This window comes from Moraxella pluranimalium (assembly GCF_002014825.1).
Taxonomy (GTDB): Bacteria; Pseudomonadota; Gammaproteobacteria; order Pseudomonadales; family Moraxellaceae; genus Moraxella; species Moraxella pluranimalium.
This window is the reverse complement of the sequence record NZ_MUYU01000018.1, coordinates 80,785-95,617: the sequence shown is the minus strand read 5'-3', so window position 1 is coordinate 95,617 and position 14,833 is coordinate 80,785. Positions and strand designations below refer to the sequence as shown.

Below are 14,833 nucleotides of genomic sequence, written 5' to 3'. Positions count from 1 at the left end.
CAAAAAAAGCGGAAAAGATAAATTTTCCGCTTTTTGTCTGCTATGTTAGCCTTTTAACCCAAGCACATCTTGCATAGTATAAAGACCCGCTGGCTGTGTGGCGACCCACTCGGCAGCTCTGACCGCACCTGTGGCAAAGGTGGCGCGGCTTTGTGCCTTGTGGGTGATGGCGATGATTTCACCATCCATGATGAATTCGACTGTATGCTCGCCGATGATTTCACCACCACGGATAGCGTGCATACCAATATCCCCCACTTGGCGTTTGGCAGCACCGTGACGGCCGTGCACTAGGGCATTTGGCAAGTGCTGACCACGAGCATCGGCGACGGCTTTTGCCATCATCAGTGCTGTGCCTGATGGCGCATCAATCTTGTGCTTGTGGTGGTGTTCGATAATTTCAACATCCGCATCTAGTCCAAGCACGCGCGCCGTGGTCGCAAGTAAGTTTAGCGACAGATTGACCCCCGTTGAGTAGTTGCCAGCATAGACGATGGCGACATGTTCGCTGGCGGCTTTGAGCTTGGCTTCTTGGGCATCAGACAGACCGGTTACGCCCATCACCAGTGGTACTTTGTGTGCAAGGCAAGCGTCTAGCACTTCATCGAGTGCTTCAGGTAAGCTAAAGTCAATCAGCGCCTGCACGCCATCCAGCGTGATGGTGGATAGTGGCACGCCTGTTTTGCCCACGCCGATAAATTCCCCAGAGTCTGCACCGATGAGACTTGAGATACTGCGGACGAACGCCCCTGCAAGCTTGGTATTGGGATTGTTCAGCGTTGCTTCGATGAGCATTCGACCCATACGACCTGATGCGCCCATGATACCGATATTGAGTTGACTCATAATGACATCCTTATGATGGTTGTTTTGATGAGTTTGATTATACCCATTTTAATCTGTTTTTTCATCCAATTTTAACACCTTGAGCGCCTGCTCAATATCCGCCATCAAATCACAGGCATCTTCAAGCCCGATACAAAAGCGTACCAGATAGCCATCGGCAAGATGGTTGTTGGCAAGCTTACGCATTTTTTTGATGTCATAGAGCATCACAAGACTGGTCGCCCCGCCCCAGCTAAAGCCGATTTTAAATAGCTGTAGTGCATCGACAAATCGGCAGACATCTGCCCATGAATAGTGCTTATCTAGGATGACGCTGACCAGTCCTGCGCTTTTGGCGGTCGGGCAGTTTTGTTGCCAAAATTGATAGCTGGCATTGTCTGTCATTGCAGGGTGTAGCACTTGGCTAAATTGCGGTTTATTTTTTAAAAATTCTAATAATTCTAAGCAAGTGGCAGACTGCTTATCATAACGCATACTCATGCTAGGCAGACTGCGATAGACAGTGGCGCAGTCATCACCTGAGATGCTGATGCCTTGTCGTGCGTGCGTGAGTAGCAGTTTGGTGTGCAAAGCCTTATCCTTGGTCACCACGCTACCCATCAGCACATCACCGCCGCCGCTTGGGTATTTGGTCAAGGCGTGCACGGCAATATCCACCGCTAGGGCTTCATCACCGATGGCAAACGGACTAAAGGCAAGCGATGCACCCCAAGTATGATCAATCGCCGTCAAGATACCGTGTGCTTGGGCTTTTTTGATTAGTCCTTGTAAATCAGGAAATTCTAGCGTCACTGAGCCCGCCGCTTCTAGCCAAATCAGCCGACAGCGATCTGATGGCGCAAATGAACTGACGTCTAATGGGTCATAGACCTTTGGGATGATGCCGTAGTGATTTTGTAAAAATTCTAAATGTTCAGCGTTTGGTCCATAGGCATTATCAGGCAGCCACACTTCATCACCTGATTTCAAGAATGTACTATTGACCAAATTGATCGCCGACAGACCGCTTGGCGCAAGCAGGCAGTAGTCGCCCCCATCAAGCCGTGCAATCTGATCGGCAAGCGTATAAGTCGTCGGCGTGCCATGCGTGCCATAGCTATAATCATAGCGGTCCGTCCAGTGGCGGTTAAATAGCTGTGCGGTGCCTTTGAACACAATCGTCGATGCTCGATATACAGGCGGCTGCAAGCTGTCAATGTACTGCGGGGCGTGGCGAGCATCATGGATGAGTGCGGTTTGATTTTTCATAAAATATTCCAAAAATAAAAGCCATCATACGCAGGATATGATGGCTTTGTCAAATGATTTAGGTGCTGATATCAGTCAAACAAATCTTTGACATCGTCTTTGATCTTATCAAAGAAGCCTTTTTTCTGCTCGCCGCTATTTTTCTCGCCTAGGCTCGCTTGTAGCTGGCGCATCAGCTCTTTTTGTTCTTGGGTCAGATTGACAGGCGTCTGCACCACGATACGGCAAATCAAATCGCCTTGCATATGTCCACGCACGGTGGTGACACCTTTGCCACGCACACGCAGTAGCTTGCCTGATTGTGTACCTTCGGCGATTTTGACTTTGATTTTGCCATCGAGTGTCGGCACTTCTACTTCATCGCCAAGCGCTGCTGTCACCATCGAGACAGGGACATCCATATGCAAATCCGCCCCACGACGGGTAAAGATGCTGTGCGGCTGTACACGCACTTCGACATATAGGTCGCCATTTGGCATACCGCTGTCGCCTGCTTCGCCTTTGCCTGCTAGGCGCACACGGTCGCCATCATCGACACCGGCAGGGATAGAGACTTCCAAAGTTTGCTGTTCGCTTTTTTTGCCTTCGCCATGACAATCAGGGCAAGGGTTTTTGATTTGTTTGCCTGTGCCATGACACTGTGGGCAGGTCTGCTGCATGACAAAAAAGCCTTGCTGCATCCGCACTTGACCTTGACCGTGGCAATGGCTACAGGTGACGATGTCGCTGTCTGATTTTGCCCCTTTGCCATGACAGGTGCCGCAGGTGACTGATGTCGAAAAGGTGATTTGTTTTTTGCAGCCTTTGACCGCTTCTTCGAGCGTTAGGCTGATGTTGTACAACAAATCCGCCCCACGGCTGGCACGACGGCCTGAACCACCGCCAAATCCGCCAAAGCCACCACCGCCACCGAATGCCGAACCAAAAATATCACCGAATTGGCTAAAGATGTCTTCGGCGCTAAAACCACCACCGCCAAAGCCGCCTGCGCCCATGCCCTGCTCATAAGCATCATGACCCATGCGGTCGTAGGCGGCACGCTTTTCGGCATCACTTAGGGTTTCGTAGGCTCGGGTGGCTTCTTTGAGCTTTTCTTCGGCTTCTGGATTGTCTGGGTTGCGGTCTGGGTGGTATTTCATCGCAATTTTACGAAAGGCTTTTTTGATTTCTTTTTCGTCGGCAGAACGATCCACGCCCAATACACTATAAAAATCTTTACTCATATCCAAAACTCATAAAAAATACAAAAAATATGCCTAAATATGGTGCTGATGGGGTGATTTATCAAGCCTAAATTGTCAAATACCTGCAAATTTTGGGGAATTTTTTTTAAATTAACTGTGCCAATTCAAATGCACTGAGTCGCTGTATGGCAGATTGTAAAATGCCTGTTTTTTTGTGCTTGGCTTTTTGTGCTTGACAGATACCAAACAAAAAAAGTAGGTTTCACGTGAAACCTACTTATCGGCAAGATGTTAAATCTACATCAAAACTGCGCAATCTCATCAGGCTTTAGGAAACGACATTCGCCCATCTCAAGCCCATCAAGGGTGATATCACCGATGCTAGCTCGGTGTAGTTCGATGACTTTATTACCAAAATACGCCATCATACGCTTGACCTGATGGTATTTGCCTTCGGTCAAAATCAGCACGGCGTGCGTCTCATCGATGAATGATAATTCGGCAGGGCGGGTTTTTTCGTCATCGCCATCAAGCAAGATACCGTTTGCCACTTGTTTGATGGCGTGCGCCTGTGCGTCGGCATCCATCGGGTCGGCTAGGGTGAGTTCGTAGCGTTTTGGCTGATGGCGTTTTGGGCTGGTGACACGATGTAGCCATGCACCATCATCGGACAGTAGCAGTGCGCCTGTGGTATCGACATCGAGCCTGCCTGCGATGCGTAGGCTATCGACTTCGGGCACAGCGATCAAATCGGTGACGATGGGGTATTCTTTGGCTTTTAGGGTGCATTCAAAGCCGTCTGGCTTATACAGCAAAATATAGCGGTTGCCTTCGGCGACAGACAGTGGTTCACCTGCCCAAAGCACTTCATCACAGGCGACATCGATGTGATGGCTTGAGTCTTTGATGATGATGCCATTGACGCTGATTTCGCCGGCGTGCAGGACTTTTTTGGCGTCTTTGCGAGACAGTTCGGTGGCTTTGCTTAAAAATTTATCCAAACGCATGAGTATTTCCATCGATAAATAATGCTAGTGTAGCATATTTTTGCTAAGCGTGCCGAGTCTTGATGATTTGTACAAATGGTCAAAGTGTGGGAAAATATCCCAAATCCACCACAAAAGAGCAGTTGTGAGCTACCAAACCCCAAGCCAGCCGTGTGAAGCGGTGTATGAAATCAAAAAAAGCGAGTTTTTGGCATTCGCCTATCCCATCAATAGCCGAGATGAAGCGATGGGATATGTCGCCACGCTCAAGGCGCGCTATCCTGATGCACGCCATCATTGCTATGGCTATATCATCGGCGATCCCAATAACACCACCAGCGCAGGCTTTGATGATGATGGCGAGCCAAACGGCACGGCAGGCAGGCCAATTTTGAATGTCTTACAACATAAGGCGATCGGTAACTGCATCATCATCGTGGTGCGATACTTTGGCGGGATTAAGCTTGGTGCAGGGGGCTTGACCCGTGCTTATGCGACATCGGCACAGATGGCGGTGGATCAGATGGCGCTGACGACATTTATCCCAAAGGCGGTGGTGACGGTGCGAACAAGCTTCGCCCATGAAGCGCAGATGCGCTATCTGATCGGTGCGGTTGATGGCGAGATCATCTCGGTGGGCTATGACGCTGATGTCATCATCCGTGCACAGATGGATGCGGCGCGGGTGGATGACTTTGGCGCAGGGCTTGGGGTGTATGGCGTGGTGGTGGATGAGTGAAAAAAGCCGTTTGAATGCTTTTGTTCAAACGGCTTTTTTATCGCCCAATCTTTTCAGCCAGCCTGAAAACGATTTAAATCGGCATGGCTCGCAATGGAATAATATTTTTCATCACTAATGTAGAAGTAATCCCCGTAATATGCGGTAGTTGTGTTAAACGACGGTCATATAATTGCTGAAACGATTTCATATCTTGGGTAACAATGTGCAAAATAAAATCAGGGTCGCCCAACAAACTTTGTGCTTGAATAATTTCAGGAATATCCATTAAGGCTTGTTCAAATTCACGGATATTGTCGCCACTATTATTTTTCATTTTCACAAACACAATGGCGGAAAAATTCAAGCCAATCCGTTCGGGATTGACTTCGGCACGATAACCGCTAATCACGCCACTGTCTTCCAGTTGCTTTAACCGTCTTTGACAAGGCGAGATACTCAACCCCACTTTATCTGACAATTCCGTGAGAGAAATTCGCCCATTTTCTTGGATATGAGCCAAAATTTTCTTATCTAAATTATCCATACGCAAAAATTTTCTAAAAATAAGGCAAATTATAGCAAAAAACGCAAACCTTTTTTATAGCAAAATCGGTACAATTCTCTTATCAATTTAAACAACTTCTTGGAGAGAATGATGAATTTTGATACAAAAAATCAAAGTGATTTTGCGTGATGATTTGGCAACGTGGCAGGCGTTAAATGTAACTGCCTTTTTGATGAGTGGCTTGGGTGCAACGCAAAATATTGTGGGCGAACCCTATCAAGACGCTAGTGGTGTTCAGTATTTGCCAATGAGCCAACAGCCGATTATGGTACATCAGGCAGACCGTGCAACATTATTGGAACTTTTGCAAAGTGCCAATCAAAAAGAAATGGCGGTGGCAATTTATACCGAAGAATTGTTTAAAACTTACAATGATGTAGATAATCGTGCAGAAATTGCCAAACATGAAACGAGCAATTTAAATTTGGTTGGCATTGCCATTCGTGGTAAGAAAAATGCGGTGGATAAATTAACCAAAGGCATTGCATTACATTCATAAATTGAGAAAGCTGTCTGAAATGATATTCAGACGGCTTTATCATCACCCATCCCCCAAAGCAAAAGCCACAAGCTTTCACTTGTGGCTTTTTTGGTGCATATCCTGCGTGCATCCTTACGGTGTTTCCATACTTAACAGCTTATCATCCTTGCTTGATACATCCTGTATCGGTTTCCTTTGCTGTTGGATATATTATGCCAAAATGACAGTGTCAGTAAAAGTGGCAAAAATCGGCAATGTTTGTACGAAATTTCGTACACGCTCGCCACCTGTCCATCAGCCTGCCACCGACACACCGAACAAGCGACCAATCATCGCAGTCGCCGCCATCGCAAACACACCCCAAATCAGCACTCGAGCCATTGCCGGTACGACTTTGGCACCGCCAAGCTTGGCAGAAAAATAACCCAATAGCGCAAGCCCCACCAAAGTCGTCGCACCAAGCATGATGCTCAAATCCGCCCCAATGCGATTGCCAAGCCACAGGCTAACGAGTGGCAACACCGCACCGACGACAAAGGCGGCCGCTGATGCCATCGCCGCTTCAAGTGGCTTGGCAGAATGGGCATCACTAAGCCCAATCTCATCACGGGCGTGCGCTTCTAGGGCGTTGTGCTCGGTCAAGGCGACGGCGACTTGCTTGGCAAGTGTATCATCAAGCCCACGCAGTTTGTAGATTTCAGTCAGCTCGTTCAGCTCTTTGTCAGGATTGTGCTTGAGCTCATAGGCTTCTTTGGCAAGGTCGCTTTTTTCGGTATCCGACTGTGATGACACCGAGATGTACTCGCCTGCGCCCATTGACAGCGCACCACCGATGATGGCGGCTAGGGCGGTGAGCATCAAGATATTCATAGTGGCATTACCTGCGACCATACCCATGAGCAGGCTAGCTGTCGAGATAAGACCGTCATTCGCCCCGAGTACGCCGGCGCGTAGCCAGTTGTTGCGTGAGCTAAAATGCGGTTCGGTATGAGCTGAATACATAGTTTTTTCCAAAATGCATTGATTTGAGCCTATTATACGCCAAGAATTGGCATCGTGAATGACTGATTTGTCTTTAAATTGTACTTAAAAATGTTTCTATTTTTTGCCTAATTTCTTATCTGAAAATGGGTCTTGTTTACAAATTTGCTTGACGATAGTTATATAATAATATAACATTATGTAACTTTATTCATTGACTTAATACATTTTTGAAATAATTGTTATACTTTATCATTGATTAGGAAAAAATCATGCACACCCAAACAAGACGCCTAAGCCCATTATTACTAGCAATCGGTGGTGTATTCGCCATGCAGTTAGCTTATGCTGATGACGCCACATCTGCCGCACCTGCCACGACATCGACGGATATTGTGCCAACTGTGGTGCTCGAAGGTGATGAGATAATCGTCAGTCGTCGCACCGCCCAGAGCCTATTTGGACAAGCCAAGCCATCGGATGTCATCATCAAGCAAGAGACACTCAAGAAAAATTCGGCAACGCTTGGCGATGCTTTGGCAGGCGAGCTTGGCGTACACTCCAACCACTATGGCGGTGGTGCATCTGCGCCCATCGTCCGTGGTCAAGAAGGTAAGCGACTCAAGGTACTCCAAAACAGCACCGATGTGCTTGATATGGCAAATCTATCACCTGACCATGCGGTGATGGTCGATACCTTGCTTGCCAAGCAAGTCGAAATCGTGCGTGGCGCAAGCACCCTGCTGTATAGTGCAGGTAATGTCGCAGGGCAAATCAATGTCGTGGATGATGTGATTAAGACGAGCGTGCCAAGTGTCGCTACTGGTGAAGTCAGTGCCCGCTATGGCAGTGCTAATGATGAGAAGCTAGTCAGTGCAGCGGTATCAGCAGGGATTGGCGAGCATATCGCCATCACCGCACAAGGGCTCGTTCGCCGTGCGGGTGATTATCAGACGCCCAAGCATCAGCAGTATCATTTTGATAGCGAAAAAGCACTCAAAGCACACATCGCCGCCCCTGATAACTTGGCAAGTCTAGAGTCAGAATATCAGCACTGGCTTGCCAATCGCCATCAGACGCCGTATTTTCGCTATCGTCCTGTAGGTGAGCGTCACTTTATCCGTAGCGAGAGTGATTATCAAACCAAAAAACAAACCTACCAAAACGCCATCGTCACACCGCAGACGCTCGATTATCTGCCTGAGAGCTGGTCGGAGTCGGATGCGTTAGCACTTGGTGGCTCGTGGGTGGGTGAGCGTGGCTATGTGGGCGCATCCATCAGTCATCGCCATGATGAGTACGGTCTGCCTGCGCACAATGCGATGTACGAAGGCTGTGGGGCATATGTGATTTTGCCATCGAGCGAGCGCAAAAAGCCGTATCTGATGAGCTATCCACAGCTGATGGATGAGACGGATGTCAATTATCTTAATCCACGAGCGGACTGCTTGCAGGCGGCATCGTTTGATTCGAGTGGCAATCATACGCACAGCAGTACCGAGTCGCATGAGCATGGTGCGCCTTGGATTGACTTGACTAATCGTCGCTATGACATCAAGGCGGCGGTATATCAGCCGATGGCAGGCGTGGATAAGCTTGGCGTGAGCGTCGCTCATGCTGATTATCAGCATCAAGAAAAAGAAGGCACACGCATCAGCAGTGATTTTCGTAACAAAGCCACCACCGCACGCATTGAGCTGACCCAAGCACCCACTGAGCGACTCTCAGGCATCTGGGGCGTGCAGTATCTGACGGCGGATAATAGTGCACTTGCCCCGAGTGTCTATAAAGGACGGCAAATGCTTGGCACAAATAGCACGGATAATTGGGCAATCTTTGGGCTACAGCAATATCAGCTTGGTGATGTGACGCTAGAAGCATCGGCTCGTGCGGCATCACAGCGTATCAAGATGCACTATGATACCGACAAGATTGCATCAGTGATGCAGCCCAATCCGATTAGTGAGCGTTGTGCCAAAAATGCGGTTTGTTCAGCGACTGTCGCTGCCGCCAATGCCGAGCGTGCATCTGATTTGGCAAATGCTCTAGACAATACCAAGCCAAACGAACAGCACGCCTTTTCATACGCCATCGGTGCTAAGTGGCAAGTGACGCCTGAATACCGTCTAAGCATCAGTGCATCGCACCAAGAACGCCTGCCAACCGCTCAAGAGCTTTATACGCATGGGATGCACCTAGCGACCAGCTCATTTGAGGTGGGGAATAAGGATTTGACCAAAGAAAAATCCAACAACATTGAGCTTGCACTCGGGTATCAAGGCGAGCGACTGGATTATCAATTATCCGCTTATTATTATGATTTTGATAATTATATCTATCTACAGACGCTCAATGAATCGCTTGGCAATAGCACGGTGATTGCGCCGTATTCGCTCAAAATCAACCGCTATAGTCAGTCTGGGGCGAAGTTTCATGGCTTTGAAGGTAAGATTGGTTATCAGTTGAATGATACTTATCATGCATCCGTATTTGGCGATGTCATCTCTGGGCGATTGGTGGATTTGCCCGATGCGGTGGTGGCGTATGATAGAACGACAGGCGAAAAAACCTATGAACCACAAGCCAACCGACCCACGCCACGCCTACCGCCCATGCGTCTAGGCACACGCCTAAAGGCTGAGTTTGGTGAGCAGTGGACGGGCGAGCTTGAGTATTATCGAGTGTTTGACCAAGATAAATTATCCAAATTCGAGCACAAGACCGCAGGGCATGATATGCTAAATTTGGGGCTGGCTTACCAAAAACCGATGGCATATGGCGATGTCGATGTCTTTATCAAAGCGGATAATCTGCTCAATCAAAAAGTCTATGCACACGCAACTTATTTGCCCTATATTCCGCAGATGGGGCGTAGCATCAGCTTTGGGGCGACTTATCATTTTTAGGTTGTCATGTCGTGATAAGCCATATGGCAAAGCAAAAAATCGGTGCAAGATGCGCCGATTTTTTTATAAAAAATTTGGGTAAAAAGTTTGAGCGATTTGATGAAAATTGGGTAAAAATAGGAGAAAGTTTGCTGATAATGGCATGATAATGACGGTTAAAATAATGGGCTGATTAATCAGAAAATCACTTGAGTTTTGATAAGAATTGATGAATAATAGAAGTGGGAAAAAGAGTGAAATATCATCATTGATGACATCGATTAACCAAGCAAATAAGGAGCTATGACCATGAAAAGCACTGAGCATTATCAAGATGTGTTACTTGCGCTCAAGCAAGAATATCAAGCCCGTATCGATAAGATTAAAGACCGCATCGCCCACCCAGATGACAACAGCAACCAAGACTGGGACGACCAAGCCGTCGCTGCTACCCGTGATGAGATGCGTATGGCACTCGTGCACGAAGCTGAGCATGAGCTCACCCAAGTCAATGCTGCACTTCGCCGTATCGAAGAAGGTGGCTATGGCATCTGCGCCGAGTGTGGCGAAGACATCGAAGAAGGTCGCTTGGATGCTGTGCCGTTTGCCACGCTGTGCATGACACACGCCAAATAAACGCCAAATAAACTTAGACGGATGCAATAAAAATGCGGTTCATGATGAACCGCATTTTGTTTGGGATAAGCATTTTGCTTGCTTAGCCTGTATTGCTTATTCTTCGACCTGACTGCGTAGATACTGCGTCAATAGGGCGACAGGACGACCTGTGGCGGTGTTTGTGCTACCACCTTTCCATGCGGTGCCTGCGATGTCTAGGTGTGCCCATGCTTGACCGTCTTTGATAAAGCGTTTTAGGAAGCACGCTGCGGTGACTGAGCCCGCTTCACGACCACCGATGTTTTGGATGTCGGCGATTTTTGAGTTGATTTGGGCATCATAGTCATCATCAAGTGGCATATGCCATACCAAATCATTGGTAAATTCGCTTGCCGCTTCTAGAGCAAATAGCGTATCTTCATCGTTACTGTATAAGCCAGAACGCACGCTACCTAGCGCAATGACGCACGCACCGGTGAGTGTGGCGGTGTCGATGATGGCTTTTGGTGTGTAGTTTTCTTGGACATAGCACAGTGCATCGCACAGTACCAGGCGACCTTCGGCATCGGTATTTAGGATTTCGACACTTGTGCCGTTCATCGCGGTGACGACATCGCCCGGGCGAGCTGAACGAGCTGATGGCATATTCTCGGCGCAGGCAATCACAGCGACGATGTCGATGGCAAGATTGGCTTCGGCAGCCGCTCGCACTGTGCCTAAAATCGATGCCGCACCGCCCATGTCAAATTTCATCTCTTCCATGCCTGCTGATGGCTTGATAGAGATACCGCCTGAGTCAAAGGTCAGACCCTTGCCGACCAAGGCGATTGGGTTAGACAGACGAGCTTTTTTGCCAGCTCTTCCGGTTTTGCCATAGTATTCGATGACGGCGAGTTTGCCTTCTTCGTCTGAGCCTTGCGAGACGGCGAGAAAGCAGCCCATGCCAAGTTTTTGCATTTCTTTTTCGCCAAGTACGTTCACGCTGATTTTGTCGGCGTACTCTTTGGCGAGCTGCTTTGCTTTTTTGGCTAGCTCCGATGGGCTAAGGACATTTGGTGCTTCATTGGCAAGGTCGCGAGCCGCACTCACGCCTTTACCAGTTGCAAGGGCGAAATCCAGTGCCGTTTGATAAGCGCTCAATTCATCACGGTTTGAGATGATGCTAATCTCGCTGATGGCATCAGCATCGGCAGGCTTGCTCTTGTGATGGTCAAAGCGATAAGCAGCCGCCAGTAGCGCTAGGACAAACTGCGTAAAGTGCTTATGGCAGATGGTATCACCCCACAAGATAGCCGCTTTTTGGCTGTTTTTGATGGCGGTATAAGTGGCAGCGGCGACTTTGGCGATGTTGCCCGCTAGTTTGTCAAGCTTGCCCACACCGACCACAGTCACCACAGGGAAATCTTTGGCATGGATGGCATAGTCAGTCACGCTCTCGCCCAGCCCTCCCTTAAAACCGCTTTGTTTGATTAGGCTATCGGCACGCAATAGATATTCAGCATCACCAAAACCACCAAGCACATCCCCTGCGTCAGTTGCATAGACGACGATGGTTGGTAGTGGGTTATTTTTGGTGGCTTTTTTGAGTGTCAATTCGGCGTGGACGCCAAGTTTGATTGCACTTGTTGGCATAGTAAATCCTTATAAATTATCTAAAACACTGGTCTAAAAATCAGAAACGCTTTTGTGAAAACACGCATCTAGTGTAGCACAAATTACGGTCATGCAAAAATGAAATTTACAGGGCAAATCATCGGTAAATCCTGATAATGACACGCATCGGCTTGGCAAGATGGGTTGTAATCATGCTGTAATTATTAAGCAAAAATTCGCAACAAAATAAACTTATCAAATCGCTTAAAACTTAGGCGGTTTTTTGTTATCATAAGCCATTTGCCAATCATTTTTTGGAAGTCCTTTTCTGTGATTTTACGCCGTTATATCACCACACAAGTTGCTAGTACCACCGCCTTGGTTTTGGGCTTTTTGGTGGTGATGTTGCTTGGTGGTCGCTTGATTCGTTATTTTGGTATGGCGGCAGAAGGCGGTTTGGGCGTAAATGTGCTGTTTAGCCTGATTGGTTATAATTTGCCGTATTTTCTTGAGCTGATTTTGCCCTTGTCGTTTTTTATCGCATTGATGCTCGTGTTTGGGCGGCTATATTCTGACCATGAGATGGCGGTGATTAATAGTAGTGGTATCAGCCGTGGGCGTTTGGCACGGATGCTTGCGCCGCTCGTGATTGTGCTGATGCTGCTTGAAGGGTGGATTGCGCTCGTTGCCAAGCCGTGGGGTATGGAGCGTGCGACCAACATCTGGACTGAGCAGTCGATGACGCAGGTGTTTGATTTGATTCGCCCAAAAGAGTTTATCAGTAGTGGCGATTATCACCTATATGTCGGTGAGATTGGTGCTCGTCGTGAGTCGCTCCAAGATGTCATCGTCATTCAGATGAATGCCAAAAAAGGCATGATGGATACGCAGGCTCAAAGAAATCAAGCACCGACGCATCATGAGATTCAAAGCGAAGATGCCGCAGCGCTTGAGCAGATTCCTGATGAATACAAAAGCCAAAAAGATTCTTTGATTTTTGCCAAATCTGCGACCCAAGTCGCCACCACAGACGGCTCAATTCAGTTGGATTTACACCAAGGGCGTCGCTATGAAGTTGACCCAACGAGCCAAAAATATAGCCAAATCGGCTTTGAGCGGTATCGTATCACCTTGGCGGGCAAAAGCGCACCCGATACCCAAGCCATGCGTATCGAAGGGCTCTCTACTAAGGCATTGACCGAAGTCATCAGCGGTCAGGCACAACGAGAAAATACCAATGAAGTCTATGCTGAGCTTGGCTATCGACTAAGCTTGCCTTGGCTGATTTTGCTTGCGGTGATGCTCGCTGCGCCCTTGTCTTATGTCAGACCCCGTCAAGGCAGATGGCTCAAGCTCATCCCTGCGATTTTTATTTATGTGGCGAGTGTGCTTGCGGTGATTTCGCTCAAAGACAGTATCGCCAAAGGCAAGCTGTCTGCTATGATGTATCCTGTGGCAATCTTGGCGGTGGCGCTGTTTGCTTTATATCTGAATTATCATGATAGGCTGATGAATCGACTCCGCCTAAAACGACACACAAGCGAGACATCCCAATGAAATCCTTGATTTTGCCAAGATATGTGATTCGTTCGGCGCTCCTTGCGATGACGGGTGCGGTGGTCGGCTTGTGGCTATTGCAGACGATTTTTGCGTATTTGGCTGAGCTTGAAGATTTGAGTGATACTTATACGCTCAAAGAGGCGCTGCGCTATATTATTTATCGCTCGCCGTATTTTTTATCCGAATTTATCCCGACAGGTGCGCTGCTTGGTGCGGTGGTGGGGCTGGGTTTGCTTGCCAATCATAGTGAGCTTGTCATCATGCGAGCAGCGGGGCTGAGCTTGTATCGCATCATTGGCTGGGTGATGTTGCCGGCGTTTGTGTTTGTGCTGATTTCACTTGGGGTCAATCAGTTCATCCTGCCGACCGCCAATTATCAAGCCAGTGCTATCAAGCAAGGCATCAACCAAGACAAACTCATCACCATCAATGGCTACTGGTCGGTTGCCAATCATGATAATACCCAAGATGTGGTGTATATCAATTATGCCGACAACGCCGGCAAGCTTGGCGAAGTCAAACGCTATCAGCTCATCGATGGCAATCTGACCACAGCGCTCAAGGCAACAGGTGGCACGTATCAGCCACAAGCAAGCAATGACGGGCTATATACTTGGCAACTCAATCAAGTCAGCCAAGTCGCCATCAGCCAATCAGGGGTCAAAAAATCCAGCGTGGATAATCAGCTGCTTGAATTGCCGATTGCGCCAACGGATGTGCATCTGTTGACCCGAGAGCCTGATGAGCTGTCGCTCACCGATTTGTATGCACACGGGCAATTGATGGCACATCAAGGGTCGCGCTCGCTCAAGCATGAAGTGGCGTTTTGGCAAAAGCTGTTTTCGCCATTTTCGGTGCTGTCGTTGGTGCTTGTGGCATCATCATTTGTCTTTGGCTCGTTGCGCTCGCAAGGCTTGGGGCTGCGTATCGTCTTGGCACTCTTGACGGGCTTATTATTTAGCTATTTGACCGACCTTGTAGGCTTTGTGGCATTGGCCACAGGATTGTCACCGATGTTGATGGCGATTGTGCCGATTGTGCTGAGCACCTTAGCAGGGATGTATTTATTAAACAAAAAATCCAATTAACCAACATAAACCCAAAAAAGCAATCTATCACAGATTGCTTTTTTAGGCACGAATTTTGGCTTTTGGCTATGAGTGAT

14 protein-coding genes are annotated in these 14,833 nt (G+C 48.1%); 7 read left to right on the top strand and 7 right to left on the bottom strand.

Annotated elements, in window-relative coordinates; genetic code table 11:
• Window positions 1-45 precede the first annotated feature (45 nt).
• The 4 genes from dapB to B0680_RS07935 form a co-directional block, all read right to left on the bottom strand.
• On the bottom strand, window positions 46-846 hold the full coding sequence (dapB, locus tag B0680_RS07950) for a 4-hydroxy-tetrahydrodipicolinate reductase (RefSeq protein ID WP_078254566.1): 801 nt from the start codon (window positions 844-846) through the stop codon (window positions 46-48).
• A gap of 48 nt (window positions 847-894) precedes the next feature.
• Window positions 895-2,094 (bottom strand): PLP-dependent transferase, encoded by a 1,200-nt coding sequence (locus B0680_RS07945; RefSeq protein ID WP_078254565.1) that lies wholly within the window; start codon window positions 2,092-2,094, stop codon window positions 895-897.
• Window positions 2,095-2,165: 71 nt separating this feature from the next.
• On the bottom strand, window positions 2,166-3,317 hold the full coding sequence (dnaJ, locus tag B0680_RS07940; protein WP_078254564.1) for a molecular chaperone DnaJ: 1,152 nt from the start codon (window positions 3,315-3,317) through the stop codon (window positions 2,166-2,168).
• 263 nt (window positions 3,318-3,580) lie between these two features.
• On the bottom strand, window positions 3,581-4,285 hold the full coding sequence (locus B0680_RS07935; protein WP_078254563.1) for a pseudouridine synthase: 705 nt from the start codon (window positions 4,283-4,285) through the stop codon (window positions 3,581-3,583).
• Window positions 4,286-4,409: 124 nt separating this feature from the next.
• Between B0680_RS07935 and B0680_RS07930 the strand changes: the two genes are divergently transcribed.
• The gene (locus tag B0680_RS07930) at window positions 4,410-5,003 is read left to right on the top strand and encodes a YigZ family protein (protein WP_078254562.1); all 594 of its coding nucleotides are present in this window, start codon (window positions 4,410-4,412) and stop codon (window positions 5,001-5,003) included.
• A gap of 73 nt (window positions 5,004-5,076) precedes the next feature.
• On the opposite strand, the gene B0680_RS07925 is transcribed toward B0680_RS07930, so the two are convergent.
• Entirely contained in the window at window positions 5,077-5,529 is a 453-nt protein-coding gene (locus tag B0680_RS07925) for an Lrp/AsnC family transcriptional regulator (RefSeq protein ID WP_078254561.1), read from the bottom strand.
• 118 nt (window positions 5,530-5,647) lie between these two features.
• Here B0680_RS07925 and B0680_RS07920 point away from each other — a divergent pair, with 118 nt between their 5' ends.
• Complete coding sequence (locus tag B0680_RS07920; RefSeq protein ID WP_211271267.1) at window positions 5,648-6,049, top strand: DUF2000 domain-containing protein; 402 nt, start codon at window positions 5,648-5,650, stop codon at window positions 6,047-6,049.
• Window positions 6,050-6,325: 276 nt separating this feature from the next.
• Here B0680_RS07920 and B0680_RS07915 read toward each other — a convergent pair whose 3' ends face one another.
• Window positions 6,326-7,033, bottom strand: coding sequence for a VIT1/CCC1 transporter family protein (locus tag B0680_RS07915; protein WP_078254560.1), 708 nt, complete (start codon window positions 7,031-7,033; stop codon window positions 6,326-6,328).
• 251 nt (window positions 7,034-7,284) lie between these two features.
• Between B0680_RS07915 and B0680_RS07910 the strand changes: the two genes are divergently transcribed.
• From B0680_RS07910 to B0680_RS07900, 3 genes are all read left to right on the top strand, one after another.
• Complete coding sequence (locus tag B0680_RS07910) at window positions 7,285-9,918, top strand: TonB-dependent receptor domain-containing protein (protein WP_078254559.1); 2,634 nt, start codon at window positions 7,285-7,287, stop codon at window positions 9,916-9,918.
• Window positions 9,919-9,941: 23 nt separating this feature from the next.
• Window positions 9,942-10,064, top strand: a complete 123-nt coding sequence (locus B0680_RS10980) for a hypothetical protein (RefSeq protein ID WP_265734180.1) — start codon at window positions 9,942-9,944, stop codon at window positions 10,062-10,064.
• 142 nt (window positions 10,065-10,206) lie between these two features.
• Complete coding sequence (locus tag B0680_RS07900) at window positions 10,207-10,533, top strand: TraR/DksA family transcriptional regulator (RefSeq protein ID WP_078254557.1); 327 nt, start codon at window positions 10,207-10,209, stop codon at window positions 10,531-10,533.
• Between the two features lie 96 nt (window positions 10,534-10,629).
• Here the strand turns inward: B0680_RS07900 and B0680_RS07895 are convergent, their stop codons facing one another.
• A complete protein-coding gene (locus tag B0680_RS07895; protein ID WP_078254556.1) occupies window positions 10,630-12,147 on the bottom strand; it encodes a leucyl aminopeptidase in 1,518 nt (505 codons plus the stop codon).
• A 195-nt stretch (window positions 12,148-12,342) separates the two neighbouring features.
• On the opposite strand from B0680_RS07895, the gene B0680_RS07890 reads away from it, so the two are divergent.
• A complete protein-coding gene (locus B0680_RS07890; protein ID WP_078254555.1) occupies window positions 12,343-13,665 on the top strand; it encodes an LPS export ABC transporter permease LptF in 1,323 nt (440 codons plus the stop codon).
• Window positions 13,662-14,756, top strand: coding sequence for an LPS export ABC transporter permease LptG (gene lptG, locus B0680_RS07885; protein ID WP_078254554.1), 1,095 nt, complete (start codon window positions 13,662-13,664; stop codon window positions 14,754-14,756). Before B0680_RS07890 ends, lptG begins: the two co-directional genes overlap by 4 nt.
• Window positions 14,757-14,833: the final 77 nt, after the last annotated feature.

What these genes read in the sequence shown, in the direction of transcription:
- dapB (WP_078254566.1), bottom strand. Translation starts at nt 846, where the DNA reads ATGAGTCAACTCAATATCGGTATCATGGGCGCATCAGGTCGTATGGGT.
- B0680_RS07945 (WP_078254565.1), bottom strand. Translation starts at nt 2,094, where the DNA reads ATGAAAAATCAAACCGCACTCATCCATGATGCTCGCCACGCCCCGCAG.
- dnaJ (WP_078254564.1), bottom strand. Translation starts at nt 3,317, where the DNA reads ATGAGTAAAGATTTTTATAGTGTATTGGGCGTGGATCGTTCTGCCGAC.
- B0680_RS07935 (WP_078254563.1), bottom strand. Translation starts at nt 4,285, where the DNA reads ATGCGTTTGGATAAATTTTTAAGCAAAGCCACCGAACTGTCTCGCAAA.
- B0680_RS07925 (WP_078254561.1), bottom strand. Translation starts at nt 5,529, where the DNA reads ATGGATAATTTAGATAAGAAAATTTTGGCTCATATCCAAGAAAATGGG.
- B0680_RS07915 (WP_078254560.1), bottom strand. Translation starts at nt 7,033, where the DNA reads ATGTATTCAGCTCATACCGAACCGCATTTTAGCTCACGCAACAACTGG.
- B0680_RS07910 (WP_078254559.1), top strand. Translation starts at nt 7,285, where the DNA reads ATGCACACCCAAACAAGACGCCTAAGCCCATTATTACTAGCAATCGGT.
- B0680_RS10980 (WP_265734180.1), top strand. Translation starts at nt 9,942, where the DNA reads ATGGCAAAGCAAAAAATCGGTGCAAGATGCGCCGATTTTTTTATAAAA.
- B0680_RS07900 (WP_078254557.1), top strand. Translation starts at nt 10,207, where the DNA reads ATGAAAAGCACTGAGCATTATCAAGATGTGTTACTTGCGCTCAAGCAA.
- B0680_RS07895 (WP_078254556.1), bottom strand. Translation starts at nt 12,147, where the DNA reads ATGCCAACAAGTGCAATCAAACTTGGCGTCCACGCCGAATTGACACTC.
- lptG (WP_078254554.1), top strand. Translation starts at nt 13,662, where the DNA reads ATGAAATCCTTGATTTTGCCAAGATATGTGATTCGTTCGGCGCTCCTT.